The organism is Bradyrhizobium sp. BRP22, assembly GCF_020194175.1.
Classification (GTDB): Bacteria; Pseudomonadota; Alphaproteobacteria; order Rhizobiales; family Xanthobacteraceae; genus Bradyrhizobium.
Genome location: NZ_JADYVX010000002.1, coordinates 115,178 through 138,108, shown reverse-complemented (window position 1 = coordinate 138,108; position 22,931 = coordinate 115,178). Strand labels below are relative to the sequence as shown.

38 protein-coding genes are annotated in these 22,931 nt (G+C 61.2%); 25 read left to right on the top strand and 13 right to left on the bottom strand.

Features of this window, described 5'->3' with window-relative positions; all coding sequences use genetic code 11:
- The first annotated feature begins 18 nt into the window (after nucleotides 1-18).
- Entirely contained in the window at nucleotides 19-966 is a 948-nt protein-coding gene (locus I6F35_RS03040) for a GlxA family transcriptional regulator (protein ID WP_225116170.1), read from the top strand.
- Nucleotides 967-978: 12 nt separating this feature from the next.
- Here the strand turns inward: I6F35_RS03040 and I6F35_RS03035 are convergent, their stop codons facing one another.
- The 9 genes from I6F35_RS03035 to I6F35_RS02995 all read right to left on the bottom strand — a co-directional run bounded on the left by I6F35_RS03035 (nucleotide 979) and on the right by I6F35_RS02995 (nucleotide 5,798).
- On the bottom strand, nucleotides 979-1,929 hold the full coding sequence (locus I6F35_RS03035; RefSeq protein WP_225116169.1) for an alpha/beta hydrolase: 951 nt from the start codon (nucleotides 1,927-1,929) through the stop codon (nucleotides 979-981).
- A gap of 192 nt (nucleotides 1,930-2,121) precedes the next feature.
- A complete protein-coding gene (locus tag I6F35_RS03030) occupies nucleotides 2,122-3,303 on the bottom strand; it encodes a tyrosine-type recombinase/integrase (protein ID WP_225116168.1) in 1,182 nt (393 codons plus the stop codon).
- 270 nt (nucleotides 3,304-3,573) lie between these two features.
- Nucleotides 3,574-4,011: a hypothetical protein gene (locus I6F35_RS03025; protein WP_225116167.1), complete on the bottom strand. Its 438-nt coding sequence runs from the start codon at nucleotides 4,009-4,011 to the stop codon at nucleotides 3,574-3,576.
- Entirely contained in the window at nucleotides 4,004-4,315 is a 312-nt protein-coding gene (locus I6F35_RS03020) for a hypothetical protein (RefSeq protein WP_225116166.1), read from the bottom strand. The genes I6F35_RS03025 and I6F35_RS03020 overlap by 8 nt, the downstream gene beginning before the upstream one ends.
- A 10-nt stretch (nucleotides 4,316-4,325) precedes the next feature.
- Complete coding sequence (locus I6F35_RS03015; protein ID WP_225116165.1) at nucleotides 4,326-4,592, bottom strand: hypothetical protein; 267 nt, start codon at nucleotides 4,590-4,592, stop codon at nucleotides 4,326-4,328.
- The gene (locus I6F35_RS03010; protein ID WP_225116164.1) at nucleotides 4,583-4,804 is read right to left on the bottom strand and encodes a hypothetical protein; all 222 of its coding nucleotides are present in this window, start codon (nucleotides 4,802-4,804) and stop codon (nucleotides 4,583-4,585) included. The genes I6F35_RS03015 and I6F35_RS03010 overlap by 10 nt, the downstream gene beginning before the upstream one ends.
- Nucleotides 4,797-4,991 carry a hypothetical protein gene (locus tag I6F35_RS03005; protein WP_225116163.1) on the bottom strand — a complete coding sequence of 65 codons (195 nt, stop codon included), beginning with the start codon at nucleotides 4,989-4,991 and terminating at the stop codon, nucleotides 4,797-4,799. Before I6F35_RS03005 ends, I6F35_RS03010 begins: the two co-directional genes overlap by 8 nt.
- Before the next feature lie 69 nt (nucleotides 4,992-5,060).
- Nucleotides 5,061-5,372: a hypothetical protein gene (locus I6F35_RS03000; protein WP_225116162.1), complete on the bottom strand. Its 312-nt coding sequence runs from the start codon at nucleotides 5,370-5,372 to the stop codon at nucleotides 5,061-5,063.
- A 90-nt stretch (nucleotides 5,373-5,462) separates the two neighbouring features.
- Nucleotides 5,463-5,798, bottom strand: coding sequence for a helix-turn-helix domain-containing protein (locus tag I6F35_RS02995; RefSeq protein ID WP_225116161.1), 336 nt, complete (start codon nucleotides 5,796-5,798; stop codon nucleotides 5,463-5,465).
- A gap of 394 nt (nucleotides 5,799-6,192) precedes the next feature.
- Here I6F35_RS02995 and I6F35_RS02990 point away from each other — a divergent pair, with 394 nt between their 5' ends.
- The 15 genes from I6F35_RS02990 to I6F35_RS02920 all read left to right on the top strand — a co-directional run bounded on the left by I6F35_RS02990 (nucleotide 6,193) and on the right by I6F35_RS02920 (nucleotide 15,751).
- Nucleotides 6,193-6,426, top strand: coding sequence for a helix-turn-helix domain-containing protein (locus tag I6F35_RS02990; RefSeq protein WP_225116160.1), 234 nt, complete (start codon nucleotides 6,193-6,195; stop codon nucleotides 6,424-6,426).
- A 5-nt stretch (nucleotides 6,427-6,431) separates the two neighbouring features.
- Nucleotides 6,432-6,854, top strand: a complete 423-nt coding sequence (locus tag I6F35_RS02985) for a GcrA family cell cycle regulator (protein WP_225116159.1) — start codon at nucleotides 6,432-6,434, stop codon at nucleotides 6,852-6,854.
- Between the two features lie 50 nt (nucleotides 6,855-6,904).
- Nucleotides 6,905-7,246 carry a VRR-NUC domain-containing protein gene (locus tag I6F35_RS02980; RefSeq protein ID WP_225116158.1) on the top strand — a complete coding sequence of 114 codons (342 nt, stop codon included), beginning with the start codon at nucleotides 6,905-6,907 and terminating at the stop codon, nucleotides 7,244-7,246.
- Nucleotides 7,243-7,572, top strand: coding sequence for a hypothetical protein (locus I6F35_RS02975; protein ID WP_225116157.1), 330 nt, complete (start codon nucleotides 7,243-7,245; stop codon nucleotides 7,570-7,572). Before I6F35_RS02980 ends, I6F35_RS02975 begins: the two co-directional genes overlap by 4 nt.
- Nucleotides 7,573-7,600: 28 nt before the next feature.
- Nucleotides 7,601-7,891: a hypothetical protein gene (locus tag I6F35_RS02970; RefSeq protein WP_225116156.1), complete on the top strand. Its 291-nt coding sequence runs from the start codon at nucleotides 7,601-7,603 to the stop codon at nucleotides 7,889-7,891.
- Nucleotide 7,892: 1 nt separating this feature from the next.
- Nucleotides 7,893-8,348 carry a hypothetical protein gene (locus tag I6F35_RS02965; protein WP_225116155.1) on the top strand — a complete coding sequence of 152 codons (456 nt, stop codon included), beginning with the start codon at nucleotides 7,893-7,895 and terminating at the stop codon, nucleotides 8,346-8,348.
- A 2-nt stretch (nucleotides 8,349-8,350) separates the two neighbouring features.
- The gene (locus I6F35_RS02960) at nucleotides 8,351-9,400 is read left to right on the top strand and encodes a hypothetical protein (RefSeq protein WP_225116154.1); all 1,050 of its coding nucleotides are present in this window, start codon (nucleotides 8,351-8,353) and stop codon (nucleotides 9,398-9,400) included.
- A 96-nt stretch (nucleotides 9,401-9,496) separates the two neighbouring features.
- Nucleotides 9,497-10,189, top strand: a complete 693-nt coding sequence (locus I6F35_RS02955; protein WP_225116153.1) for a hypothetical protein — start codon at nucleotides 9,497-9,499, stop codon at nucleotides 10,187-10,189.
- Between the two features lie 66 nt (nucleotides 10,190-10,255).
- Nucleotides 10,256-10,426 (top strand): hypothetical protein, encoded by a 171-nt coding sequence (locus I6F35_RS02950; protein WP_225116152.1) that lies wholly within the window; start codon nucleotides 10,256-10,258, stop codon nucleotides 10,424-10,426.
- A 29-nt stretch (nucleotides 10,427-10,455) separates the two neighbouring features.
- Nucleotides 10,456-13,200 carry a DNA-primase RepB domain-containing protein gene (locus I6F35_RS02945; protein WP_225116151.1) on the top strand — a complete coding sequence of 915 codons (2,745 nt, stop codon included), beginning with the start codon at nucleotides 10,456-10,458 and terminating at the stop codon, nucleotides 13,198-13,200.
- 130 nt (nucleotides 13,201-13,330) lie between these two features.
- Nucleotides 13,331-13,879, top strand: coding sequence for a hypothetical protein (locus I6F35_RS02940; RefSeq protein ID WP_225116150.1), 549 nt, complete (start codon nucleotides 13,331-13,333; stop codon nucleotides 13,877-13,879).
- Nucleotides 13,854-14,366 carry a hypothetical protein gene (locus I6F35_RS02935; protein ID WP_225116149.1) on the top strand — a complete coding sequence of 171 codons (513 nt, stop codon included), beginning with the start codon at nucleotides 13,854-13,856 and terminating at the stop codon, nucleotides 14,364-14,366. The genes I6F35_RS02940 and I6F35_RS02935 overlap by 26 nt, the downstream gene beginning before the upstream one ends.
- The gene (locus I6F35_RS02930) at nucleotides 14,366-14,551 is read left to right on the top strand and encodes a hypothetical protein (RefSeq protein WP_225116148.1); all 186 of its coding nucleotides are present in this window, start codon (nucleotides 14,366-14,368) and stop codon (nucleotides 14,549-14,551) included. The genes I6F35_RS02935 and I6F35_RS02930 overlap by 1 nt, the downstream gene beginning before the upstream one ends.
- A gap of 13 nt (nucleotides 14,552-14,564) precedes the next feature.
- Nucleotides 14,565-15,101, top strand: coding sequence for a hypothetical protein (locus I6F35_RS02925; RefSeq protein ID WP_225116147.1), 537 nt, complete (start codon nucleotides 14,565-14,567; stop codon nucleotides 15,099-15,101).
- Nucleotides 15,098-15,751 carry a hypothetical protein gene (locus tag I6F35_RS02920; RefSeq protein ID WP_225116146.1) on the top strand — a complete coding sequence of 218 codons (654 nt, stop codon included), beginning with the start codon at nucleotides 15,098-15,100 and terminating at the stop codon, nucleotides 15,749-15,751. The genes I6F35_RS02925 and I6F35_RS02920 overlap by 4 nt, the downstream gene beginning before the upstream one ends.
- 27 nt (nucleotides 15,752-15,778) lie before the next feature.
- On the opposite strand, the gene I6F35_RS02915 is transcribed toward I6F35_RS02920, so the two are convergent.
- The 4 genes from I6F35_RS02915 to I6F35_RS02900 all read right to left on the bottom strand — a co-directional run bounded on the left by I6F35_RS02915 (nucleotide 15,779) and on the right by I6F35_RS02900 (nucleotide 18,058).
- Nucleotides 15,779-15,973, bottom strand: a complete 195-nt coding sequence (locus I6F35_RS02915) for a hypothetical protein (protein WP_225116145.1) — start codon at nucleotides 15,971-15,973, stop codon at nucleotides 15,779-15,781.
- A gap of 38 nt (nucleotides 15,974-16,011) precedes the next feature.
- Complete coding sequence (locus tag I6F35_RS02910) at nucleotides 16,012-16,326, bottom strand: hypothetical protein (RefSeq protein ID WP_225116144.1); 315 nt, start codon at nucleotides 16,324-16,326, stop codon at nucleotides 16,012-16,014.
- Between the two features lie 171 nt (nucleotides 16,327-16,497).
- On the bottom strand, nucleotides 16,498-16,995 hold the full coding sequence (locus I6F35_RS02905) for a hypothetical protein (protein WP_225116143.1): 498 nt from the start codon (nucleotides 16,993-16,995) through the stop codon (nucleotides 16,498-16,500).
- A gap of 19 nt (nucleotides 16,996-17,014) precedes the next feature.
- Nucleotides 17,015-18,058: a PIN domain-containing protein gene (locus I6F35_RS02900; RefSeq protein ID WP_225116142.1), complete on the bottom strand. Its 1,044-nt coding sequence runs from the start codon at nucleotides 18,056-18,058 to the stop codon at nucleotides 17,015-17,017.
- Between the two features lie 140 nt (nucleotides 18,059-18,198).
- On the opposite strand from I6F35_RS02900, the gene I6F35_RS02895 reads away from it, so the two are divergent.
- From I6F35_RS02895 to I6F35_RS02855, 9 genes are all read left to right on the top strand, one after another.
- Nucleotides 18,199-18,501, top strand: coding sequence for a hypothetical protein (locus I6F35_RS02895; protein WP_225116141.1), 303 nt, complete (start codon nucleotides 18,199-18,201; stop codon nucleotides 18,499-18,501).
- 10 nt (nucleotides 18,502-18,511) lie between these two features.
- On the top strand, nucleotides 18,512-18,859 hold the full coding sequence (locus tag I6F35_RS02890) for a hypothetical protein (protein ID WP_225116140.1): 348 nt from the start codon (nucleotides 18,512-18,514) through the stop codon (nucleotides 18,857-18,859).
- 178 nt (nucleotides 18,860-19,037) lie between these two features.
- Nucleotides 19,038-19,280: a hypothetical protein gene (locus I6F35_RS02885; protein ID WP_225116139.1), complete on the top strand. Its 243-nt coding sequence runs from the start codon at nucleotides 19,038-19,040 to the stop codon at nucleotides 19,278-19,280.
- A 335-nt stretch (nucleotides 19,281-19,615) separates the two neighbouring features.
- On the top strand, nucleotides 19,616-20,122 hold the full coding sequence (locus tag I6F35_RS02880; protein WP_225116138.1) for a phage terminase small subunit P27 family: 507 nt from the start codon (nucleotides 19,616-19,618) through the stop codon (nucleotides 20,120-20,122).
- Nucleotides 20,119-21,714 (top strand): terminase TerL endonuclease subunit, encoded by a 1,596-nt coding sequence (locus tag I6F35_RS02875; RefSeq protein WP_225116137.1) that lies wholly within the window; start codon nucleotides 20,119-20,121, stop codon nucleotides 21,712-21,714. The genes I6F35_RS02880 and I6F35_RS02875 overlap by 4 nt, the downstream gene beginning before the upstream one ends.
- A gap of 94 nt (nucleotides 21,715-21,808) precedes the next feature.
- Nucleotides 21,809-22,069, top strand: a complete 261-nt coding sequence (locus tag I6F35_RS02870) for a hypothetical protein (RefSeq protein ID WP_225116136.1) — start codon at nucleotides 21,809-21,811, stop codon at nucleotides 22,067-22,069.
- Nucleotides 22,066-22,272, top strand: coding sequence for a hypothetical protein (locus tag I6F35_RS02865; RefSeq protein ID WP_225116135.1), 207 nt, complete (start codon nucleotides 22,066-22,068; stop codon nucleotides 22,270-22,272). The genes I6F35_RS02870 and I6F35_RS02865 overlap by 4 nt, the downstream gene beginning before the upstream one ends.
- A gap of 12 nt (nucleotides 22,273-22,284) precedes the next feature.
- Nucleotides 22,285-22,638 (top strand): hypothetical protein, encoded by a 354-nt coding sequence (locus I6F35_RS02860; RefSeq protein ID WP_225116134.1) that lies wholly within the window; start codon nucleotides 22,285-22,287, stop codon nucleotides 22,636-22,638.
- 23 nt (nucleotides 22,639-22,661) lie between these two features.
- Nucleotides 22,662-22,931 (top strand): hypothetical protein, encoded by a 270-nt coding sequence (locus tag I6F35_RS02855; RefSeq protein ID WP_225116133.1) that lies wholly within the window; start codon nucleotides 22,662-22,664, stop codon nucleotides 22,929-22,931.

Genomic DNA, 22,931 nt, shown 5'->3' with positions numbered 1-22,931 from the left:
TCGACAGGAGAAGCCCCGATGATCGGCGTTCTCGTATTTCCGGACTTTCAATTGCTGGATGCCGCCGGCCCGATCTCGGCCTTCGAGATCGCCGCGCGCTTTGCCGGCAATCCACCCGAGCTGAAGGTGATCGCGGTGACGCCAGGGCCGGTGCGTTCGTCGTCCGGCGCCGAGATGTTCGCGCGGGGCCTGCGACCGTCAGCGGCGATCACCACACTGGTGGTGGCAGGCGGCGAGGGCGTGCGCGCGGCGGCGAAGTGTACGAAGACGCTGGCATTCGTGCGCGGGCTCGCCAGGCGCGGTGTCCGCGTCGCCAGTGTCTGCTCGGGCGCCTATATCCTCGCGGAAGCCGGCCTGCTCGACGGCCGACGCGCCACCACGCATTGGCAGCGGACCAAGCATTTTCTTTCCGCCTATCCGAAAGTGAAACTCGAGCCGGATCGCATCTTCACCCGCGACGACAACATCTGGACCTCGGCCGGCATCACCGCCGGCATCGACCTCGCGCTAGCGATGATCACCGAGGACTACGGCGAGGAGATCGCGCAGAAGACCGCGCGGCAGCTCGTGCTTTATCATCGCCGCAGCGGCGGCCAGTCCCAGTTCTCCTCGCTATTGGAGTTGAAGGCTGCAAACGGCCGCTTCGGCCCGCTGCTCGCCTGGGCGCGCGAGCATCTCAATGCGCCGCTGACGGTCGAGGACATGGCGGAGAAGGCCGGCATGAGCTCGCGTCACTTCACCCGCGCCTTCGTCGCCGAGACCGGCACCACGCCATCGAAGGCGGTGGAGCGCCTGCGCATCGAGGTGGCGCGGCAGCGCGTGCAGTCCTCCGCCGAAGCCATCGAACGCGTCGCGGAGGCGACCGGTTTCCGCGATCCGGAGCGGATGCGACGCGCCTTCATCCGCGCCTTCGGCCAGCCTCCGCAATCGCTGCGGCGGGCGGCGAGGGCGGGGGAAAGCGTCTAGTCGCCCGTTCGGTTACGCGTTCAACTGTTTCAGCCACGCGCCGATATCGCTTGCTGCGACGTTGGCCTGGTCGAGCAGTTTGCCCATGGTGAAGAAGCCGTGGAACTGGCCGGGGAAGTGCTTGTAGGTCACGGGCACGCCGGCCGCTTTGAGACGCTCGGCATATTCGTCGCCTTCGTCGCGCAAGGGATCGGCGCCGGCGGTCAGCACAAAGGCCGGCGGCAGGCCGATCAGGGTGCTTGCGCGGGCCGGCGAAGCGCGCCAGTCATGCGCGTCGGCGGCGCTGCTGAGATAGTGATCGCGAAACCAGCGGATGACGGAGTGGGTGAGCAGGATGCTGGTTTCGGGCTCGCTGTGCGAGGGATGCGTCATCGCGAAATCGACCGCCGGATAGATCAGCACCTGTCCCGCGATCGCAGGGTTGCCCTCATCGCGCGCAGCGATCGACACGACAGCGGCGAGATTGCCGCCGGCACTGTCGCCGCCGACGCACAAGTGCGCGGCGTCGATGCCGAGCTGCCTTGCGTTTGCCGCCACCCATTTCGTCGCGGCGATGGCATCCTCCACGGCCGCGGGGAATTTGTGCTCGGGCGCAAGGCGGTAGTCGACGGAGATCACGATCAGCTCGCCTTCATCGGCAAGCTTGCGGCAGACCACGTCATGAGTGTCGAGATCGCCGATCACCCAGCCGCCGCCGTGGAAGAACACCAGCGCCGGAGACATCCCATCCTTCTGGCGCAGCTTCTTCGGCCGGTAGATTCGCGCCGGGATCGCGCCGTGCGGGGCGGGGATCGATAACGGCTCGATCTGCGCCAGCTCCGGCGGCTCCGGATTACTGACAAAGCGCGCCTGCAGGTAATACGCGCGTGCTTCGGGAGCGGTCAGCGTTTCGTAAGCGGGGCGGCCGGCCTCCTGAAACGCCTTGAAGACAGCGGCGGCATCGGGATCGAGAACGACGGGCATCTTTGTTGGGGCTTCCTCTGGCTTCTCCGGTGCGAATTCCGGATTCTTGTGATTTTCCGCGCTGCGGGCTCGCGGATCTTGGTTGGCGCGGAACTATTTCACGGGGAGTGCAGGCTGACCAGTGGTGGATGCCGCCCTTTCCCCGCCGGAAACGGCGGGTTAGACGCATGTACTTGTTTTTGAAGGATTCTTTTAATTCTGCCGCTGCGCGGTCCCGGAAACGGTCCCGGAAACGTTTGGTTTTCGGGAGCGACTCAGCTTCACGCCCAGCAAGTTGTCGAACGTGCGCGGCGTCTCGTGCCGGTAGGTCTTGCGAATGGTCTCGACCGACACGCCGCAATATTGGCTCACCAGCTCGATATCCACCCCCGCGTCAAGGTACCACGTGATCGCAGTGTGGCGCAGCGTGTGGCGCACCACCTTGCGGCGCTTGTCGTCAGTCCCGAGCCCAGCCTTCTCAACGAGGCTTTCCCAGCCATCGTGAACGCGCTTTACGGGCTTGCCCATGAATTCGACAACGGAGTGGTTGGAGATGCCGAGCCGCTTCCAGCGACGCATGTGCGCAAGCAGGCGAGGCGGCAGCGGCACTGTCGGCTGCTGCTTGCTGGTCGCCTCCTTGTTGTCCGGCTTGCGCTTGAAGATGCCGCGCTCAAGATCGACATAACCGCGACCGATGGTCGGGATCACAGCCGCGTTGCAGATGTCGCCGTTGCGCGAACCAGTGTAGAGACCGACAAGGATATATCGCGCGAGATGGCGCAGCGTGTGGCGACCCTTGCTGGTCGCTAGTTTGGTCGCCTTGCGATATCGCCAAGCGGTCCACAACATCTTCGCGGCCTCGCCGCGCTCTAAATAGCGCTCGCGAGACTTTGGCGCGGGCGGTAGCGTCGCACTGAACTTCGGCTGGATGCCGCCCTTGGTTTTCTTAACGCAACGATTGATCGCCGCCTGCAATAACTTCAGATCACGAAACGCTGATGCACCGGTCTCTGTTAAGCGCTCTTCGGCGTACCGTTCTTGCAGCGCGCCATCGAGATCGCCGATGGTGTAATCGGCAAACCAATTGCCGATGCGCTGGATGGCGGAGATCAGTTGGTTCTTATACGTCTGATCGATGTTGCGCTTACTGATGTGTCGAATTTCGAGCGAGCAAACGTCGGTGATCTTGATCGTGTTTACGTCGTTAGCGCTCAGCGCCTTCTTTGGGTCGTGCTTTTTGGTGATGTACGCGGCGAGGGCTTTTTCAGCTCCTGCGCGATCATGTTCATAGCATCCCGTGCCAGCGTCTTTGTCGCCGTCGCGGATGATCCACATGGTTTCTCTGCCGGCACGCCTCTTTTTGCGGAGGTAGGGCGGCTTGCTGGGACGCGGCATGACGATCTCATTTCCTCTATAGCGGCAAGCGTGACGTAATACTTGCCAGCGATCAATTCGTGCGACACTTGCCCAGCAACAACCAATCGGCGCAAAGCAGAAACTGACATCGATCCATCAGGGAAAGCCAATTGCGCCGCGACTTCGAGACGTAATGGCGTAGAGGTAGTGATGTCAGTCAGTGCCGGGATTTTGGCACGCATAACTCAATTCCTCATATATAGGGCAAAATGCCCGCTTTATCAAGGAACCTGACAGCCTTGATTTGACTCACTTTTCCGGCCCCGCCAGCATCAACGGCATATTGCCGCCCTTGTACTGGTCGGCGATTTGCGGGCGCACGCGGTCGCCCACGGTCGAGCCGTCGGGCATCACGACATGCGCCAGGAATGCCTCTTCAAAGGTCTCGATCTGGCAATCGATGCTGACCAATTTCGACTTGATGGTGAGGAAGAGCGCGCGCCAACGCTCGCGATGATGGCGCGCGGTCTTGGCATCGGAGACATCGCCATTGAGCGGCAGCTCGAACCGCACCCGGCGGCCGGCGCATTCGAACATCACCGTCGCGCCCTTTTGATGGCTCGCGAACGCGAACGCGGTGGCGCCGAATTTTGCCAGCGTCGCCTCGATCTCGGCGCGGGTTTGCGTGACTGGCGTCTTGGTGTCGGCGGCATAGACCCGGCGGCGCTCACGTGTAGCATTAGCCATGCTCAACCTCCATCAGGCGGTCGATCACCGCGCCGATCACCGACGACGGATTGTTCTGGCTGTCGCGGGTGATGGCGTGGCTGATCGTCGCTAAGTCAACGCCATGCTGAAGCGCGAGGCTGAGCAGCACCGCGCCATCACGGGCAATGGCTTCCAGGGTCTCGCCACTCTTGCCGCCGGTCACGAAGCATTCGCCGACCCGGCCATCGGCATAGAAGCCCACGGTCACGACGTGCGGAAAGTTGCCCCACATGATGGTGAAGGTCTCGGAGCGGCGACGTTGCGGCAGGTGATCGCGCGGCATGGTTAACACGTCAGGTGCTGTCGCCGTTGAAGTGTCCCGGTGCGGCAATCGTGCTGCCGATGTTCTCGTGCAGCTGCCCGATGAACCAGTCAAAAAGCTGGCGCTTGGCGTCCGTCGACACGACCACGTTCATCACCCGCTGGATATTGCCGCCGAACGCGCCGAGGATCACGGCAACAGGCGTGTCATCCGGAAGCCGCTCGAGAACCTCGCCGATGTCGTCGGTGAGTTCGATCAGCAGCTCGTGGTCATGATCTTGTTGGGTCATCACTGGCATGATGCATCTCCCTCACTGTCGTCACTTCCGGCTTCCTGAAATGCGATGGACATATCCAGCTCGCGCTGGTGGTGTGCGCGGGCCAGCAGGCGCATGACGCGGTCGGCTTCACCACCGAAGTCATGGCGGTGGCAGTGCTCGCCGTCGCGCATACAGCGGTCACCGCAGCACAACGCGGTCAGCAGCTCGGTGTAGGTGATGCCGCTAGTCATGGTAGCGCTTCTGAGCACAGAAATATTCCTGACCGTGCACGGTAATGCGGCTGACGTTGAGCGAATGAAACAGCGGATCGTCAGGGTGAAACTGACCGCCCCAAGATGTCAGTGCGTCATGGATAAAAGCGGCAATGTCGTCGATCTCCGCGCCGTTCGGCTTGTCGAATCTGATTTTCGCGATCATGTCGGGCTGCGCCTTTCTCAAAAAGACGGCAGGCGCGCCATTATCAGGCGCGCCTAACAATCCGGATGTTCAGCGCATCGCCAGTTGCAGCGAGCGCAGCTCGGCGATCACCGCCGTCAGGCGATGGTGTGCGCGGCTAAGCGCGCTGTTGGTGGCGTTCACCAGTTTCGAAACGCCAGCCGCCGCACCCTTCCGAGCGGCCTTGGCGGCTCGCTTGGCTGATCTCCTGGCGCGGCGCTTGGTGGTTCGCTTGGCGACCGCGGCGACGGCCGGGCGCGACACCTTCCGCTTCACGGCCTTGCGCGCCTTCTTCTTCGGCGGCGCGCCCGACGGTGCCGTGGCCGATGGCGATGCCGGCTGTGCACCCTTGACTTTAGCCATATGTGACTCCTTCGGTTGGATCAGATTGTTTGAATTGCGCTGATCGGCTCGCAATCATTTCCCGATTTCGCGTGGGAAATTCCGTTTTGATCATGCCGCTGCCTGCGCAAGCACCCGACGCACGCTCTCGCCATAGAGCGAGACCGCGTGGGCGACGGTCGATTGCCAGCGGTTGAAGACACGGCCGACGCCGCTATGACTGCCGCCGGTCAGCACCACCGTTGCCGCCATGATCTTCATCCGTGGTTGAGCGATGTGCTGTTTGCGGCAGTCCGAGAGCACATCGGCCAGCGAGACGTTGAACGCGCGAAGGCCGGCGTTGCGGGCGAGAATGTATCGGCTGATCTGCGGACTGTCCGCGCAGCGCCGCTGGTATTCCAACGCCATCGCGCGATAGGCGGCGGCGTCTTGCTTGTGTTCACTCATGGCAGCCGCCATCGCTCAATGCCCTTCCATCATTCAATGGTGGTGGCGCTGTTGCTCAGATCGAAATTGCCATGACGCGTATATGCGAGCCTGTTCGCACGGTGCTGTCAATAGATTAGAAACGCCCTAAAACTAAGGGTTTGCGTCATGTCGGATCAAAGACTTAACCCCTGTTTTGCCAGGCTGGCTGGCAAAAGTTATCGTTAAAGAAATTTAGCGACCGAGTACCGCACACCGCTTAGAAGCGCGACGCATCGCAACAGAGTTATCGTCAACAAAATTGAGCCGGCGTGCATTTTCTGAACGATAACTCGGGCGGCGCCTGCTGACCAACGCCGCGATCACGCCTATCCATTGGCGACGTTCATCGACATCTTTGCAATGGAGTTGGCTGATGCGCGCAGAGATGCGAAACAAAGTCTTCGTCGCGCTGAGCAAGGACACCGCGCTGGCCGCCAAGCTGGCGCAAGCCTGCGGCATTGGACGCAGTGCCGTCTGTATGTGGCCCAACCGAGTGCCGGCAAGGCATGCCCTCAAGGTCGCAGAATTCATGGGTCTGCATCCGAGCGAGGTGCGGCCGGATCTATATCCCACCGATTTCGACCGTCGTTTTGCCAATGCGCGGTGAACGTCATGGATACGTTGGCAGCGCCATGGACGGCACCTGAGATCGAAACCCTGATACGCGACTGGCAGAGCGGCAAAAGCGCCTCGCTGATCGCCGCCGAGCTGCGGCGTTCGCGCAATGCGGTGTGCGGCAAGGTGCATCGCCTGGGACTGCCGCTCGGAGCGACGCAGCGGATTCAGATGCGGGCGCCATCACAGTCGAGGCGACCACTGTTGACACAGCCCATTCAGAACGATCCTCCAGGCAAGCCGCATAAACCGGTGCGGCTCTTCAATCTGCGTTCGCATCATTGCCGCGCGCTGCTCGATGCCAGCAATCAGGCCAACCCGCTGTATTGCGGCAAGCCAACCGTGTGGCTCGCAAGCGGCGCGCGATCATCCTATTGCGCCGAGCATCACAAGAAATTCCACCAGCGGCGGGCGCCATGAGCGGACGCAAGCGCATCGCCCGGATCGAGCCGAGCGAGCACTCGCTCCAGGTGCAGCTGCTGACCATCCTTGCCTACGCTAAGCGGGAAGAGATTTTCGTGTTTGCGATTCCGAACCAGAGCAACCGCCGCATCCGTAACGCGGTGCGAATGAAAGCCGAAGGACTGCGCTCCGGTATCGCCGATCTCTGTTTTCTGTTCCCGAGCGCCGAGGGCGCGGTCGCATGGCTGGAGCTGAAGGCGCGCGGCGGCGCGCTCTCCGATGAACAGAAGGGATTTCGCGCGATCTGTCAGCGGCTCGGCATTCGCTGGGGCATGGCGAAGTCGGTCGAGCAGGCGCTCGAGATCTTGCGGGGCTGGAACGTGCTCAAGCCGGGCGTGGTGATCCTATGACGCTATTCCGCGATCCCTTGTCCGACAAGCTGACCGAGCCTGACCCGACGCTGACCCGGCAGGCGCGCGCGACGTATCCCGGCATGGCGCATTTCGCCGGCACCTATGGCGACAGCAACATGACGTGCCGGCAATGCCTGCACTGGGAGCATCACGCTTATGAGTACCACTCCAAGAACGGCAAATATCACGGGATGATCAAGCCGGCGCCGTGCCGCAAATACCGGGCGATCACCGGCAAGGCGGGCGCCGCGGTGCCCGACAGTGCCGAGGCCTGCAAATATTTCGAATGGAATGTCGCTCATCCGCGGAGGTTCGCGCAATGACCACCGACATTCGTGACGGAGGGCGGCCATGAGCGACGACATCATCGCCAATTATCACGGCGGCCATTCGCGCAGCGTCGAGGCGCGCGAAGCCACCAAGCCGCGCAAGAACACTGACTATTTGCGCATTCTCGCACTGCTGCACCAACGGCCGGCAGGTCTCACCTGCGATGAAGCCGAGATCCTTCTTGGCATGCGCCACCAAACCTGCAGCGCGCGCTTCTCCGACATGAAGCGCAAGGGTTGGCTGGTGACGCGCGGCAAGCGCAGGACGCGATCGGGCTGCAGTGCCGATGTGCATTTCGAGGCATCGACCTAGCATGAGCAACAGCTTCGAACGATATGCCGCGATGGCGGCGCCGCGCCGCAGCAAGCCGGTGCGCGTGGTGCGGTCGGAGGCCAATGCACCACTGGTGCCGACCGTGCTGGAGAAAGAGCAGCGCGACAACAGCGTACAGTTCGCGCGCTACAAGCGGGCGGTACGCACTGAGAGCACCGCACTATTAAGCAGCGAGCACAGCGCGAACTATCGCATTCTCCTGGCGCTGTTGCGACGGCTGACACCGCAGTCGTCGCACGAGCTGGTCGACTATGTGAAAGGTGCGCGCTGGATCAAGGCTTGCGACCGCGATCAGCAGTTCACCGTGCTGTCGATGATGGACATGGCGATCGTCCGCGCCCGGGTGCACGCAGGTCTGCCACCATTCGACGACGCGCTGCCCGGCGAGCCCGACAACGCTTTCCTGATCCTCCGAAAAGAAATCACGGGAGCCTAGCCATGGGCACCATCATCCGCCCGGCGCTCGAAGCCTTTGCGCAGCACCATAATGCGTTTGATCCCGAGGACCGGGCGCAGACCGTTGGCGCCTCGGATATCGGTCAATGCGAACGCAAAGTCTATTACGTCAAGAACGAACGCGACCATAAACATGGCGCGCCGCGTGATGAGGATTACCGGGACCGCTGGGGCGCACGGGCGCGCGGCAGCTTCTTCGAAAATTATTTCTGGTATCCGGCGCTCAAGGAAGCCTTCGGTGACCGATTGAAATTTTCCGGGCCGGAGCAACGCACATTCGTGTCAGGGTTCTTATCGGCGACCCCGGATGGCGTGCTTACCGGATGCAAGCCGGATGAGATCGCACCTGGCAGCGGCAGTGAGGTCACGGTTGAATGCAAGACCGCCGACCCGCGCACCAACCTCGCCAGTCCCAAGGCTGAGAACGTCTTTCAAACGCAGGTGCAGCTCGGCCTCGTGCGTGAGCTGACCGAATACAAGCCGACGCATTCGGTGCTGTCCTATACCGATGCCAGTTTCTGGGATGAGGGGCCGGAGTTCATCATTCCGTTCGACCCTAAGATCTTCGAGGCTGCCAAAGCGCGCGCGGCGCGGATTATGACCGCGACATCGGCCCATGATCTTAAACCAGAGGGCTGGATCGCGGGCGGCCACGAATGCGAACTGTGCCCGTTCACCAAGCCGTGCGGCATCGAGCGACGCAGTGTTCCGCATAAGGAAATGCTGGGCAATCTCGATGATCAGTTCATCGCCGAGATCACCGACCACGCGCGGACGGCGAAACAGATCGAGGCCGAACGTGATGCCGCCGATGCCGCGCTGCGCGAAGCCCATCAAACCATCAAGGACCGGCTGCGCGAGCGCAACCTGCGACGGGTGCCAGGCGTGGTGACCTGGAGCGCGGTTAAGGGCAGGGCCGGCTGGGACAACGCGCGCATCCGTCAAATGCTGGAAGACCTCGGGGTCGATCTCGAGGAATTCAGGACAGAAGGCGAACCGGGAGACCGGTTGACCATCCTGGTCTCGCATTAAGAGAGTTTCCACCCGCCCCGCACAGGCGCGCATGCCTGCCTGCGGATTCGCAAGGAGCGACACGAATGAACCCCTCAAATCAGAGAGTGATGAATCATGTCCGAACTCGCAACGCGCAACGGCACCGAAGCCGCGCCGGCCCAAGGCAATTTCTTCACCCAATATGGCGAACAGGCATCGCAACGCAACATCGTCGGCCGCCTGCTGAAGTTCAGCAAAGGTGATTACCTCGTCGGCGAGCACAATGCCGAGATGCCACGCGGCACCGAGCTGATCGCCAACATGGATGAGCTGATGATCGGCTGGATCAAATGGGAAGACAACAAGCCGGCGGAACAGATCATGGGTCGCCTCGCGGACGGATACCAGCCACTGAAGCGCAAGGATCTGGGCGATCAGGATGAAACCCAGTGGGAGCGTGATGACGATGGTCAGCCACGCGACCCGTGGCAATTTTCCAATTACCTCATCATGAAGACGCCTGGCGAAGATGATCCCGATGATGCGCTGTTCACCTTCACCACGGCGAGCAAGGGCGGCATCGGTGCGATCGGCGAATTGTGCAAGGCCTATGGCAAGGTGATGCGGCAACGGCCCGACGAATTCCCCATTGTCAAGCTTGATGTCGGCTCGTATGCGCATTCGAACAAGCAATTCGGCCGGATCAAATTCCCGATCTTCGAAATCGTCGGATGGTCCGCCAAGGCGGAATTCGCCGAAGCGCTTGGCCAGGCGGCAGCGGCGGCGGCTGCGGAGGAAAAGCCGAAACAAACTGACATCCCGTTCTGAGCCGACACGTTCTGCCTGCCCGGTGATCATGCCGGGCAGGCCCTGTCTGTCAAAGAGGAGCGAGTGATGGTCAAGCAAGGAGAGCCGCGCGAGCCGGACAATCGAATGCTGCGCTGTGTGTTGGATGGACATGCCGAGTGTGCCGCCCGGGTACCCGCAGCTTGCATCTGCAATCAGATGCCGCGCCTTCTCTATCTCGAAAAGCTCAAAGAAAGATACGGCGAGGACCAACAGTAGAGTTGACTGGCCGTTTGCGGGGAACGGTGATGACGATTGCGGTAACATTCATTCACGCACTGTTCGGTGTCAGCACCGAGCACCCGGTGTACCTGTGCTCGTTTCCCAACGAGCGCAACGATGACACCGAGCCGCCCGAGCGCCATGTCGCGACGCGGACTCCGTCGCATATCACTGCGTTCGCCGCGAAGTGGGACCGAGCGAAGCGGGGCCTGTTCTTCTGCGCCGGCACCGTGAAGGCCGGCATGCGGCGGGCCAAGGAAAACATCGTCGAGACCCCCGGATTATTTGTCGACATCGATTTCAAGAACATTACCGAAACCCGCGACGAGGTCGTGCGCCAGCTTGCCAAGCTCCGCTATCCGCCGACTGCGGTGGTGGCCTCCGGCGGCGGACTGCATTGCTACTGGCTGTTCAAGGAAGCCTTCGATACCCAGAGCGACATCGAGCGCATCGAGTCGGCGCTGCGTCAACTCGCCGACCTGGTTGGCGGCGATCTGCAATGCTGCGAGGTGTCGCGGGTGCTGCGACTGCCCGGCAGCCACAACACCAAGAACGATGGCTGGGTCGAGGTCGAGGTCATCAGGCTGACCGAGGCGCGCTATGAGTTGGGCGATCTGGAGGAATGGCTGGCGGAAGCCAGTCCGGTAATCCTGCGCAAGGATCGCCCGCAAGCCGTCACCGCAGGGCAGGCGGCTGACAATCCCTATCTGCGCTATGCCATCGAGCATGGCTATAAGCCGTCGCTCGATGTCGAGAAGCGACTGAACGCGATGATGTTCATGGGCGGCGGCGAATCCGCGATCCATGCCACCCAGATCGCGGTGTCGGCCTCGCTGCTCAATGCCGGCGAGGATATCGACGATGTCGTGAGGCTGATCCTGGAAGCCACCAGGAATGCGGCCGGACACTACGGAGCGCGATGGAATTGGCGACGTGAGGAAAAGAACATCCGCCGGATGTGCGAGACCTGGTTGGCCAAACATCCGCAGAAGCCCAAGGAAGCCAAACCGGTCCCGGCACCGCGAGACGCCGGCGAACAACTCGGCAAGCTTTATCAAGAACAGCAGGACGAACGCGCGAGCGCTGCCAGCGGCGGCGGCGCCAAGATCCTCGAGTTCAACAAGCCGGCGCCACCGCCATCGCCGCCGAAGCCGCCAAAGAAAGAGCTGGAGCATGTCGTGCTCGGCAACATCGTACTGCGGATGATGCACGATGCTGGCGAAGCAGTGATGTTCACGGCAAAAGCCGCATGGGTTTACAGCCACGGCATCTGGGAATTGCGCATCGGCACCCACTGGCTGGATGTGAAGATCGAAGATGCCTGCGTCGTCATCGGCTTCAAGAGCAAGAGCAAATTAATTTTCGAGACCCGCAGCTGGATCATGCGGCAACCACAGTTGTGGCGCGACGGTGAAATCCCGTGGGATGCGCATCGCAAAATCCCGACAAGGTCGGGCCTGATCGATCCCGACACGTTAGAGCTGACGCCGACCAAGCCGGACGACTTCTGCACGTGGCGCATCGAGTGCGACTATGATCCGAAAGCGACGTGCCCATGGTGGCAAACCATGCTCAACGACACTTTCGCCGACCAGGCGGAGGAAACGCGCAAGGCTTATATCCGCATTGTCCAAGAATTGCTCGGTGCAGCGCTGATCGATGTCAAGCCGCGCTCGCAATCAAAGGTGCTGATCCTGCAAGGCATCTCCAATGTCGGCAAATCGGAGATCCTCGAGGTGCTTGGCGGTCTGTTCGGTGACGAGATCAATTCGACTGGGCTCGATGCGCTGGAGAGCGCGCACGGCTTGATGCGCTTCGTGCGCCGGGTGCCGTGGGTGCTGCATGAGGCGTTTCAGCCGGGCAAATGGCATCTGTCGGCGACGGTGAAGGCGATCATCACGGGCGAGCCGGTGCCGATCAACATCAAGAATGGTCCACTGCTTAGTAAACGGATCACGGTGCCGATCTTCTGGGGCGCCAACTACGCGCCGCAGTTCAAGGAAGCCACCAAGGCCATCACCAACCGCATCATCGTGCTGATCTGCACCCGCGAATTCGTCGAGAGTGAGCCGCTGATCGGCGCCGCCGCCGAAGCGAAGCGATGTGGGTATGACAAGGCATCGGCACTGGTCCTGAACACCGAGCGACCTGGCTTGCTCAACTGGGCGATTGCCGGGCTACGGGCGGCGCGGAAGCGGGGCTTCATCGAGTTGACCGATGCCGTCAGGGAAACCGCTGAAGAGATCAGGCGCGATAGCAATCTCGCTGCGGGCTTCATCGCCGACTGCGTCGAATACGATCCCGAGCGGCGGATATCGGTGCCGGATTTCTGCGCCGCGCTGGCGGTGTGGTGGGTCGAAAACAAGGGCGAGGACCGACATGTTCCGAGCAACGACAGCATCGGCCGCGCGATGGTGGCGCTAGGCGATCCTCGCATCGCCATCAACCGCAGCGAGTTGCGCGAAACCCACCGCCGCTACTACGCCGGCATCAGGTTGAACGACGCCGGGCAGGGCTATTGGAAGCGCGCCGTCGAGGGCAATCTGTTCGAGGGCAAAACCGCCAGCACGACATCGCCGCAAGGTGACCCCAATGGCTTTATTCCAGGCTCATGGAGTGCGAAGCCGTGCGTGTCATCGATGAGGCATGCGCAGAAGAAGAAGGCGGCAACGGCGCGCCGCATGACACCTGACAACGATACCGACGGAAGCGGCACAAATGACGGGTCATCGACGCAAGCTTCTGAGGGGCCTGATGATCCTCCGTTCTAATGACCGTTATGACACTTCTTTTCTAATAGCTGGAAGAACAGAGAAAGAAGAAAGAGAGAGGGAGAAGGAAGGTGGTAATAGAGGTAATAGCGAATATAGGGGAATCTCGGTCACGAAGTGGCATTGTGTCATGCCGGCGCTGTCGGGGGCGTCGATGACGGCGCGCGAGATCACCGGTCGGATTGACAACGCGCTGCGGGTGTGGCCACCGCGGGTGACGGCGGCAGCGCTCGCCTTCGAAGCGCGCTGGACGCGCAACGCGCTACGCCGGGTTGCCCCGGATTTGGCTGACCGGCTTGATCTGCAAACCCGGTTGTATCAGGAGGCGGTCGAGGACGGCACCGCCGAGCAGATCGAGACCCATGGCGGCGGCATGTGCCGGGGCTATGCCATGTGCGCCGCAGCGATGCAGACGGCCGGCGCCGCGGATGATGCTTACCTGATCGGAAGCGATGGCGGCGTCACGGTGGCGATCGGCGACGCGCGCGCCGCGGTCGACCGGGTCAAGGAAAAATTCGGCGGCGACGTGGTGTTCATCACGCCAGATGAGGTGGCTGCGCTGCTGGCGAAGTTGCCGGCGGTTATCGATGTGAAGCGCGTGTTTTCTGGCGCCGAGATCTCCGACATCAGAACCAGTACGAGGGAGTGGAGCTATGACGATCCTGTTGCGACGCGTTGAAGACCCGCTGCCGTTCGACCCGCTTGATGAGCAGACGATGTTGCCCGCGGTGTGGAGCGGCGAGCATGTTGGCTTGCGGCTGGTCGAGGCGATGCAGACATTGCGGTTGTTGCCAGGCGAAGGGCATGGCTCGCGGAGTGCATGGCCGCCGTACCTCTATGAATTCGATGATTTGGTTGAGCAGCAAAGGCAGGGCGAACTGGAGCGTACACAACAAATCCAGAACCGCACCAGGGTGTCGCCGAGCCTGACTGAGATTTCACGGATGGAGATGGTGATCTGGTGGCCGATGCATTTTTTGATGTTCGGTGCGCCGCATCTGGCGGAGTCCGTGATGTGGGTGTCGCACGCTTATTCGATCCAACGCGACGCAGAGTGGGTGGTGCGCAAGCGCGGCGGGTTTGCTGACACCTGGCGCGCGCGTCATGCGCACGGCTGCGAGATCATTGCCGAAGGATTGGTGGCGGAGAAGGTGAGGGTGTTCTGATGGGCGAGCACAAGGAAAGCCTGGTCGACGTTGCGGGCAACAAAACGGGCGAAACTGAGAAGGCATATCGGATTTTCGACGGCACAAAAAGCGAATGGGTGCCGAAGTCCCAGGTTGAGTACAACGAGGAGGATGGCACGTTCACGATGCCGGAATGGCTGGCACGGGAAAAGGAATTCATTTGATAGGGGCTTTGAAATGAACCAGATGTATCGCGTCAAGTTTGCGCGTCAGCTTGACCGGGACATGGTCGATCTCGGCGACTGTGTGGTGTGCGCGCAAAACGCCGAAGCGGCATGTGATGCAGTTCGTGTCATACTGGGTATCGATGAGTCTGCAACGAAAATGGATGCTTCGCGAGTAAAGCCGAGCTTTTACCAAATCGCTCGGAGAGAGGTGAAAGCTTCGCTCGCGACGTGCGATGCAGGCACGGTGAGAGAAGACTTAGCTTCAGTGGCAACCTTCCCTGGCCAAACTGAATCTAGGCCCGATGAATTTTGGCATGCTGTGGAGGTGAAGGCCAAGATTAGGGCGCTAGACGAAAACGAAGCAATCACCAAGCTGACGCGGGCAGTGATCCGAGAAACGTCAGGTGAGAGGCAGAAGGCGAGCTGCAAGGACCTGGATATTTTGTGTGATCGCGTGGAATTGCATGCGCGCCCGCCTGGTATGGAGAAGCAGTCGATCTATACGAATTCGCGATTTTTTCCTGGCGGAGCAGCGAGGCCAAAATGAGCATCGAGATGCCACGGGGTGCGGCGCGTGAATATCTGCGGGTGTTCGGTGTGGCGGCGATATATGTGGCCGTCAAGCCGGAGGGGAGTTGTTGCCGAGTTGGCATGTCGCTGGATCTTGCGCGCACGCAGACCTTCCTGGATAGGTTTGAGATCGATCTGGTGTTCTGGGTGCGGGACGCCATGACGGCGCGGCGGGTGATGCGCAAGGCGCGCGTCAGGCTGGCGATGTTCGGAGGGCTGGCGCATGTGTCGGGGCAAACCGCTGGCGAGGAAATCGAGGCGGCGGCGGGACGGTTGGGGGTGCCGCTGACCGAGCACCAGGCGGCGCTGGCGCGGGTGACCAGGGCGCTGGGGCGGGTGGAGGCTGTCCTGGCCCAGGCGCACGCGGACGGCACACTGAGCTGGTTTAACCGGGCCTACAGGGCCTATCGGCTGGCGAGCACTGGAAGGACCATGCTGTATGGGGAAGCCAAGGTGAGGCTCCGCAACGCCGTGGTGCGGCGGATCATGGCCGGTGAGACTTTGGCGGATTTACAGGGCGAGGTGTTTGGAAAGTTATCGTCAACAAAATCCGAGTTGTCGTTAACAAAATCGCCGCCGGTCGTTGACAGGTCGAATTCGAGGGGGGTTCTATACGCCCGCGCATAACCCCTGGCCCGAGGTGTGTCGTTCTCCTCAGTGTTCGTTGGCGCAGGTGGATGACGTGTTGCATCGCCTTGGCGAGATCTCCATCGGCTTGATGTTGATCTCGTCCCAATCGTCAGCCTCGCGCAGCATTTCGCGCTTGCGCGCTATCGCCGCCTTTTTCGTCGGCTCGTAATAGGTGGTCGGCCCGCCGGAATCATCGCCGCTGACTTCATAGAGTTTCACGGGAATTCATCTCCAGGCACGTGCGGGTTGCTTCCTGGTCAGTCATTGTCGCCACCATCGTCATTGTCTTCGTCATCGCCAACGACGCGCTTGTCGTTGAGCCGGTCGAGGATGAACCTGATCTGTGCCGGCTTCACTCCGGCAATCCTCAGCACTTCCTCCGGTGCGATGTTCTTTGCCAGCATCAGTTCAAGGACCATGGCGACCGGCCGCGCAACGTGGTTGTTTTGCTTCCATCGTCTTGCCGTGCGTTCGTTGACACCGAAGAACAAGGACGCACCGCGCTCGGTCCAACCAAGTCGGGTCAGGATCTCGAGGTAGCGTTTCGCATTCATGGTTGGTGCTGCCATCATGGCGGTTTATCCTTATGGTGCTTCGTACTGCGCACCGAAGTGCGCAGGGTCGAAACATCATACGTCGTTCAGATCGTCGTTAGGACCGATGTTCATCGACTGGCCGCCGGCCCAGTCATGGCGACGGGCGCTGATGGTCGCGCTCGAAGCGCGGCGCAAGGCGCGAAGCGCCTAAGACCGTCCAAAGCCGCGCCCAACCCAAAGTAAGCTGTATCCGAAGATGAACAGCAGGATGCATGGTACGAACGCCCAGGCCGTGACGACGCCAGCAGCATATCCCCAACGACCCCACCGCTGATCCCAGAATTGCCTTGCGATGTAGTCCTTGTCTGCATCGTTATACCCATCATGCATATAAAGGCGACTACCGTCAGGCATTTCGACCACGGCCATGGAAGAATCCTTATCCCATTGGGTTTGGTCCGTTCTCTGAACCTCGAAGAATTGGACGCTTAGTTTTTCGGCTGAGGGAGAACGCATTGTCTCATAGAACGGCTTACGATAGTCGACCGCCCAAGGGTTCAATCCACCCTTCGTTGCCCCTGCTGGTTGGAATACCCCGCGTATCGTGTCGGGCGCGACGATCGTGTAGGCGACGAAGCCTGCACCTATGATCCAAAGAACTGAGATCAAAACCCAAGCGCGAAACAATCCTCTACCGACATTCATTAGAAAATCCCGCTTGGCTCTAAGTATCGAGCATGTCCCAGTCATCGCCGAGCACCCATCTGAGTGCCGATAGCTTGCCGTTGATCATGCCCCACTCAAAATCATCCCAAGGACCCAATTCACCGGGGCCGTATTTCGCTTCCATCTTTCTCGCTGCACGTTCAGCGCCTTCCCAAACGTAGCGATGTATCCGCAGTCCAAAGGGGTCTTTGCCACGTTCCTCGTTGTTCTCGATCAACGCCGCTTGCCCGCACTCCAGTCTTGCGTTCCAGACCTGATGTCGGTTGTACCAAAGCTGATCGAGCAGTTTGCTGCTCGCTTCCGTTATCTCGACAAGCCGCCGTGGCGGAAACTCCATCGTGTGCTCGACCATGATGTCCTGCAATTCGATAGGGCGATAAGCGTTGAGAGCATTTCCCAGTTTGGTGAAATATCGCGATCTGCTCTTGGGGAAGAACTTGGCGATGTCCGGGTGCGGCTCCTGTTCGTTGACGCCAATGTTGCTGAAGTCCTTGATGTTGTGACTCACGAAGGCATAGTGGCCAGCGGCGCGCCTTTGAATCTCTCCGTAGGCTTCGATCAGCGTTGCATCGCCCATACTGTTGCGCTGTCGATGAAATGGAGCTTTGTTCTGCAGCGCGCGCTCAGCCGCTGCGAGCTTCATTGAAGGCGTGATTTCCACTATCTCGGCTGCGCCAAAGATTAGCCTCTCAATTCGTTCAACGGCCTTCGTCGCGGCATCACGATAGTTGACGGACTTGTGGTCGATCTCAGTGAGCTGCCGGATGGCAACTTGCTTTTCACCATCGTTGCCATAGCGGGCCAGCATTTCCTTTGCCCGTCGCAAAGTACCTGCAATACTTCGTCCGCTTTCCTCGATCACCCGCTCCTTGTTTCGGCTTAGCTCATCCACGACTATCTTTGGAACGACGAGGCTGACGAAATTCATGCGCACCAAGTCCTCCAGTGCGCTCAGCAGCGGCTCTTGGCTATAGTCCTTCGCAAGGTCCAGCCAAACGCAGGTGTCTACCACGAGAAAAACGGGCTTGCGCTGTCGTGCCATGTGTCCTCAGCTTCGGGCGATTCGCGCCCATCGTTGACAAAATGAATTACCTCAAGTTGAGGTGGCATCGCCACGCGCTTTTGGGCCGGCGCTGGCTCCGAGGCTGGAAATGCGGGGAAAACACGTGGGGACCGGGGCAAGTGAGCGACAATAGTCCTGAAATAGATGCGTCATCCGAAAAGCTGACCAGCAGTTTCTTAGAGGGGTTGTACGGCGATCCGCTGCGATCCGAGACCATGCGCACCGGCCGCCAACTCATCATCGCTTCGGCAGTGTGTGCAGCGGTCGTGCTATTCAATGTGCGTCTTCAATCCACCAGCTTAATTCCGCTCGATTTTGGAAACCGGATTGACGTTCTCCCGATGCTTCTGGCGCTGGCGGTCATGTTGCTGCTGCTGAGTTTCGTCTTTGCGTGCGGCTACCGATCTACTGCGGGAACGTGAGACAGCGAAATTGTTTGTCGAATACATAGAGGGAGAGCGCGTCAAGGCCGCCGAAAGAGCCGCTCAAGAGACAGAAGAAAGCATCGCACAAAGTGAACGCGAGTACCGCGAGGACCGCCCCGACTCGGACCTGGACCCATGGTGGGAGCCATACATTGCGGTGAAAGAAGCCGCAGATGCGGCGGTACTGAAGGCAGAAAAACGACTGGGGATTAGACGGCTGCCTCGGCACCTGAGGCAAGCGCGCAAAATCCTAGAAGTCGGTGTGCCCATTGTCTTCGCTGCTCTCGCGATCGTCTTGTCGAGAGCGTCGATGTATACGTTCGGCGCGGCCTTGGTCTCTGCTTTCACGCCCTAGTCGTTCGCAGCCACCCCCCCTGCGACCGTCCGCGCGGCCGAAAAATGTGACACCCGGTGGCGGAATCCAGCGATATTCAGCGCGCGCGCGAAGAGGGGCAGAAGACGAACGCCAGGCGACAGCGGCCACGCCGGAGGTCACCGCGCTGCGGGCGCAGGTTCTCGAGCTTGAGCGGCTAGTGCTCGAGCTGGCGCGCGGCTCCAGCCGGCTCGGCCAGAACCTCGACGACGAACTGGAAATCCAGCTGCTGCGACAGGCCGCACTCGAAAACGCCCAGGCGCAGGCCGAAGCCAAGACCGCCGCATTATGCGTCGAGATCGCCGACCTTCGTATCGAGCTTAGGCAACCGCTTGTCGACATGGACCGCGGCAAGCCGATCGATCTGCCGGCGTTGCCGTCGGCGATGCGGAGCGTGAACTGAGGGCGCGAACCATGGGGCGGGGGGAACTTGGGAAAATCCGAAGTTCCAGCATTTCCCAGCGCGGCGGCGCTCCAAAATTAGCGTCCCCAGAATTTCGGTTCCCAGTGGAAAAGTAAAGTTTTGTCCGTCGCAAGTAACGGAAATCATTAAAGATTTGGCGACGGCTCCAAAATAGGCCCGGTGTAGTCCGCACTAAATGAGTTCCCGGTGCGCGGAACTCAGCCGCCGGGTGCGACGGTAGTAACGCACGAATTCTCAAACAGCAAAAATCTTCTCTTCAGCGGCATCTGGACACCATTCCGGAGAGTTCCGCCTGTTCCGTTAGGAGTTCCACGATGCAACGAGGCGCCAAACCCAAGCCGACAGCGTTAAAGCTGCTCCGGGGCGTTCCGGGGCATCATGCCCTGCCGAAGGGCGAGCTGCATCCGCTCCGGGAGGAGACCTGTCCGCCGCCGCCGCACAACATCCGGCACAAGGCCGACGCTCGCGAGGAGTGGAATCGGATCGCGCCGGAACTGCACCGGCTCGGGCTGCTGACCATCGCCGACTATCGGCCGCTGTCGCTCTACTGTCTCGCTTACGCGCGCTGGTGCGACGCCGAGGCCGCGCTGGACGAGATGGCGAAGGATGACCCGCGCTTTCACGCGCTGGTTGTCGAGGGCGCGATGGGCGGCAAGGTCGCCAACCCGCTGGTCAAGATCGCCGCCACCGCCGGGCTCCACGTGATGCGCTACGCTGTCGAGTTCGGCTTCACGCCGTCGAGCCGCACCCGCATCTCCGGCACCGCGTCGGGTGACGAGCCCAAGAGCAAGTTCGACGGGCTGCTTGCGGCGAACGAGTGACACTGCCGATTGTCCGCAAGGCGCAGCGCGCCGACAAAGTCATCCGCTTCATCGAATGCCTGACCGTGCCATCTGGGATCGGCGCCGGCAAGCGGTTCAAGCTGGAGCCGTTTCAGAAGGACTTCATCCGCGACATCTATGAGCCGCATGTCGGCGCCAACCGCGCGGTGCGGCGGGCGATCCTGTCGATTGCGCGCAAGAACGGGAAGACGGCGCTGATCGCGGCGATCGTGCTGGCGCACCTGGTCGGCCCTGAGGCGATCGTCAACGGCGAGATTTACTCCGCCGCCAATGATCGCGACCAGGCCGCGATCGTGTTCAAGTTCGCGCGCCAGATCGTCGAACTCGAGCCCGAGCTGCGCGCGCAGATCGACATCATCTCCTCGACCAAGACCATGGTGGCGCGGCGCACGGGCTCCGTCTATCGCGCGGTTTCCAGCGAGGTCGGCACCAAGCACGGCTACCTGCCGAGCGTCGTGATCTATGACGAATTGGCGCAGGCGCGCAACCGCGACCTCTATGACGTGCTCGACACCGCGTTCGGCGCCCGCGAGGAGCCGCTCTTCATCGTGATCTCGACCCAGTCGAATGATCCCGAGCACGTGCTCAGCAAGCTGATCGACGATGGCATCAGCAAGATCGATCCCTCAATCGTCTGCCACCTGTACGCCGCCGACGAGGATTGCGAGCTTGACGACGAGACGCAATGGTTGAAGGCCAACCCGGCGCTCGGCGTCTTCCGTAATCGCGAGGATCTCGTCGCCGCGGTGCGCAAGGCCAAGCGGTTACCTGCTGAAGAGCCGAAGGTCAGAAATCTTTTTCTCAATCAGCGGATCTCGCCGATCTCGAGCCTGATTAGCCGCGCCGAATGGATGGCGTGCGGCGGTACCAGGGACGACGCGGCGCTGGTCGACGGCGAGGATATTTACCTGGCGCTCGATCTCTCCAGCGTCGCCGACCTGACCGCGCTGGTCGCCGGCAGCGCGGAAGAGCCGGTGCGGATCCAGCCGTTCTTCTGGAAGCCGGCTGATCATCTCGCCGATCATTCGTTGCGCGACTTCGGCGCCGGCACCCACCGCTATGAACAATGGCGCGATCAAGGTCACCTGCTGGCTTCCGCGGGGCGCTCGATCGATCCCGAGGCGATTGCGCTTCTGATCGCCGAGCTGGTCGGCCGCTACAACGTCAAGGGCCTGGCCTACGACCGTTGGCGCATCGCCGATCTGATGCGCGAGTTCGACCGCATCGGGCTGGCGGCCTGGGAGGACAAGGGGGCCGAAGCTGCGAAGAGCCACGAGGACGGCCTGCGCATGGTGCCGTGGGGCCAAGGCTACCGCGACATGGGGCCGGCGATCGATGCGCTCGAGCTGGCGGTGATCGAACGCAAGCTGATCCATCCACACAATCCGTGCCTGACCTGGAACATGGCCAACGCGGTGGCGACGATGGATCCCGCCGGCAACCGCAAGCTCGACAAGGACAAGGCGCGCTTCCGCATCGACGGCGCGGTTGCTCTCGCGATGATGCTCGGCCTGCGTTCCCGCGACCGCGTCACCGAGCAGCCGGTCGATATTGAAAGTTTAATTGCATGAGTTTGGGACCGATTGATAGCGCCACGCGCAGGATCTGGATCGCGCTGATCGTCGGTGCGGTCGTGCTGATCGCGATCGTCTGGCTGTTGCCAGCATGATTGATCGCGACGACTGGAGCGAGCGCGAGCTGCAGGACGCCGAAGCCTACGCCATCACCTGCAGCAACGTAATCAGCCACATCCTCGGCAAGCTCGCCGCAGTCGAGGTGGCGCTGTCGGAGGAAAAGCGTGCCGCGGTCGAGGTCGCCGCGCTGCTCGAGGCCGCGGTGCATTTGGCGCAGGACAAGCTGCAGCTCAACGCCGACGACTTCGCCACCACGGCCTGCGAGCTGTACATGCGGATGTCGAGGCCATGACTTGGTGGAAGCTGCAAACCTTCTACGGCGTCGAGGAGCCTGAGAATGGCAAGCATCGCGGCGATTGCGCGATCCAGCCGATGTTCACCGACGACCGCGCGCTGCAGGCCGCGATAGCGGCCTCCCATTTGCGCGACGATATCGGCTGGGTCGACGTCACCGATATGATCACCCACAAGCTCCGCCGCGAGTACATGCGATGACAGGAGACGACAATGGCGCTGGCTGTTCTCAATGGTCCGGTCATTCAGCAAGGCGAGTCCCTGTCCGATGGCCTGGATTGCACCAGCGGCACCATCGTTCGCTTCACGATGCCTGCGGAATGGACGCCGGCCAATTTGACGTTTCAGATTTCGTCTGACGGCAACGGCTACAACGATCTCGTCGACGTCAGTGGCAAGGCGATCACGCTGGTGGTGGTGCCTGGTTCGGCGGTCGTCATCGCTTCGCTGACCGAGTACTTGAAAGCCGTCGCGTTCCTCAAGCTGCGGTCTGGCACGCGCGAGTATCCGGTTGCGCAGGCAGCGCGTCGGGAATTCGCTGTCGCGGTCGACACCACAAACACCTAATGATCACTAAGGGGGGAGCAAAAATGCGGACATTGGTTTTTGCTGTGGCTGTGGCCGCGTTCGGCTTCCTGACCACCGAAGCGTCGGCCGTCACCGTGATCAAGACCACGCCGGCCGACGTGAAGGCGCAGTGTGGGGGAAAGACCACGTGCACCACGGCCTGCGGCAGCACGATCTGCAGCTACAACTGCAGCAAGCCGAAGAAGCAGTGCACCGCCGCGATCTTCCTGCAACGGCCTCCGGAGCCGCGCCGCCCGCGCCCCATCCCTGGTACCTCCGGAAGGATGCAATAG

Excerpts from the sequence above, each read along its gene's own strand:
- I6F35_RS02910 (WP_225116144.1), bottom strand. The coding sequence starts at position 16,326 with ATGATGGCAGCACCAACCATGAATGCGAAACGCTACCTCGAGATCCTG.
- I6F35_RS02905 (WP_225116143.1), bottom strand. The coding sequence starts at position 16,995 with ATGAATGTCGGTAGAGGATTGTTTCGCGCTTGGGTTTTGATCTCAGTT.
- I6F35_RS03005 (WP_225116163.1), bottom strand. The coding sequence starts at position 4,991 with ATGATCGCGAAAATCAGATTCGACAAGCCGAACGGCGCGGAGATCGAC.
- I6F35_RS03000 (WP_225116162.1), bottom strand. The coding sequence starts at position 5,372 with ATGGCTAAAGTCAAGGGTGCACAGCCGGCATCGCCATCGGCCACGGCA.
- I6F35_RS02920 (WP_225116146.1), top strand. The coding sequence starts at position 15,098 with ATGAGCATCGAGATGCCACGGGGTGCGGCGCGTGAATATCTGCGGGTG.
- I6F35_RS02995 (WP_225116161.1), bottom strand. The coding sequence starts at position 5,798 with ATGAGTGAACACAAGCAAGACGCCGCCGCCTATCGCGCGATGGCGTTG.
- I6F35_RS02985 (WP_225116159.1), top strand. The coding sequence starts at position 6,432 with ATGGATACGTTGGCAGCGCCATGGACGGCACCTGAGATCGAAACCCTG.
- I6F35_RS02950 (WP_225116152.1), top strand. The coding sequence starts at position 10,256 with ATGGTCAAGCAAGGAGAGCCGCGCGAGCCGGACAATCGAATGCTGCGC.
- I6F35_RS03025 (WP_225116167.1), bottom strand. The coding sequence starts at position 4,011 with ATGGCTAATGCTACACGTGAGCGCCGCCGGGTCTATGCCGCCGACACC.
- I6F35_RS02955 (WP_225116153.1), top strand. The coding sequence starts at position 9,497 with ATGTCCGAACTCGCAACGCGCAACGGCACCGAAGCCGCGCCGGCCCAA.
- I6F35_RS02960 (WP_225116154.1), top strand. The coding sequence starts at position 8,351 with ATGGGCACCATCATCCGCCCGGCGCTCGAAGCCTTTGCGCAGCACCAT.
- I6F35_RS02855 (WP_225116133.1), top strand. The coding sequence starts at position 22,662 with ATGCGGACATTGGTTTTTGCTGTGGCTGTGGCCGCGTTCGGCTTCCTG.
- I6F35_RS02930 (WP_225116148.1), top strand. The coding sequence starts at position 14,366 with ATGGGCGAGCACAAGGAAAGCCTGGTCGACGTTGCGGGCAACAAAACG.
- I6F35_RS03040 (WP_225116170.1), top strand. The coding sequence starts at position 19 with ATGATCGGCGTTCTCGTATTTCCGGACTTTCAATTGCTGGATGCCGCC.
- I6F35_RS03010 (WP_225116164.1), bottom strand. The coding sequence starts at position 4,804 with ATGACTAGCGGCATCACCTACACCGAGCTGCTGACCGCGTTGTGCTGC.
- I6F35_RS02860 (WP_225116134.1), top strand. The coding sequence starts at position 22,285 with ATGGCGCTGGCTGTTCTCAATGGTCCGGTCATTCAGCAAGGCGAGTCC.
- I6F35_RS02970 (WP_225116156.1), top strand. The coding sequence starts at position 7,601 with ATGAGCGACGACATCATCGCCAATTATCACGGCGGCCATTCGCGCAGC.
- I6F35_RS03020 (WP_225116166.1), bottom strand. The coding sequence starts at position 4,315 with ATGCCGCGCGATCACCTGCCGCAACGTCGCCGCTCCGAGACCTTCACC.
- I6F35_RS02870 (WP_225116136.1), top strand. The coding sequence starts at position 21,809 with ATGATTGATCGCGACGACTGGAGCGAGCGCGAGCTGCAGGACGCCGAA.
- I6F35_RS02880 (WP_225116138.1), top strand. The coding sequence starts at position 19,616 with ATGCAACGAGGCGCCAAACCCAAGCCGACAGCGTTAAAGCTGCTCCGG.
- I6F35_RS03030 (WP_225116168.1), bottom strand. The coding sequence starts at position 3,303 with ATGCCGCGTCCCAGCAAGCCGCCCTACCTCCGCAAAAAGAGGCGTGCC.
- I6F35_RS02925 (WP_225116147.1), top strand. The coding sequence starts at position 14,565 with ATGAACCAGATGTATCGCGTCAAGTTTGCGCGTCAGCTTGACCGGGAC.
- I6F35_RS02945 (WP_225116151.1), top strand. The coding sequence starts at position 10,456 with ATGACGATTGCGGTAACATTCATTCACGCACTGTTCGGTGTCAGCACC.
- I6F35_RS03015 (WP_225116165.1), bottom strand. The coding sequence starts at position 4,592 with ATGCCAGTGATGACCCAACAAGATCATGACCACGAGCTGCTGATCGAA.
- I6F35_RS02865 (WP_225116135.1), top strand. The coding sequence starts at position 22,066 with ATGACTTGGTGGAAGCTGCAAACCTTCTACGGCGTCGAGGAGCCTGAG.
- I6F35_RS02965 (WP_225116155.1), top strand. The coding sequence starts at position 7,893 with ATGAGCAACAGCTTCGAACGATATGCCGCGATGGCGGCGCCGCGCCGC.
- I6F35_RS02940 (WP_225116150.1), top strand. The coding sequence starts at position 13,331 with ATGCCGGCGCTGTCGGGGGCGTCGATGACGGCGCGCGAGATCACCGGT.
- I6F35_RS02990 (WP_225116160.1), top strand. The coding sequence starts at position 6,193 with ATGCGCGCAGAGATGCGAAACAAAGTCTTCGTCGCGCTGAGCAAGGAC.
- I6F35_RS02900 (WP_225116142.1), bottom strand. The coding sequence starts at position 18,058 with ATGGCACGACAGCGCAAGCCCGTTTTTCTCGTGGTAGACACCTGCGTT.
- I6F35_RS02975 (WP_225116157.1), top strand. The coding sequence starts at position 7,243 with ATGACGCTATTCCGCGATCCCTTGTCCGACAAGCTGACCGAGCCTGAC.
- I6F35_RS03035 (WP_225116169.1), bottom strand. The coding sequence starts at position 1,929 with ATGCCCGTCGTTCTCGATCCCGATGCCGCCGCTGTCTTCAAGGCGTTT.
- I6F35_RS02935 (WP_225116149.1), top strand. The coding sequence starts at position 13,854 with ATGACGATCCTGTTGCGACGCGTTGAAGACCCGCTGCCGTTCGACCCG.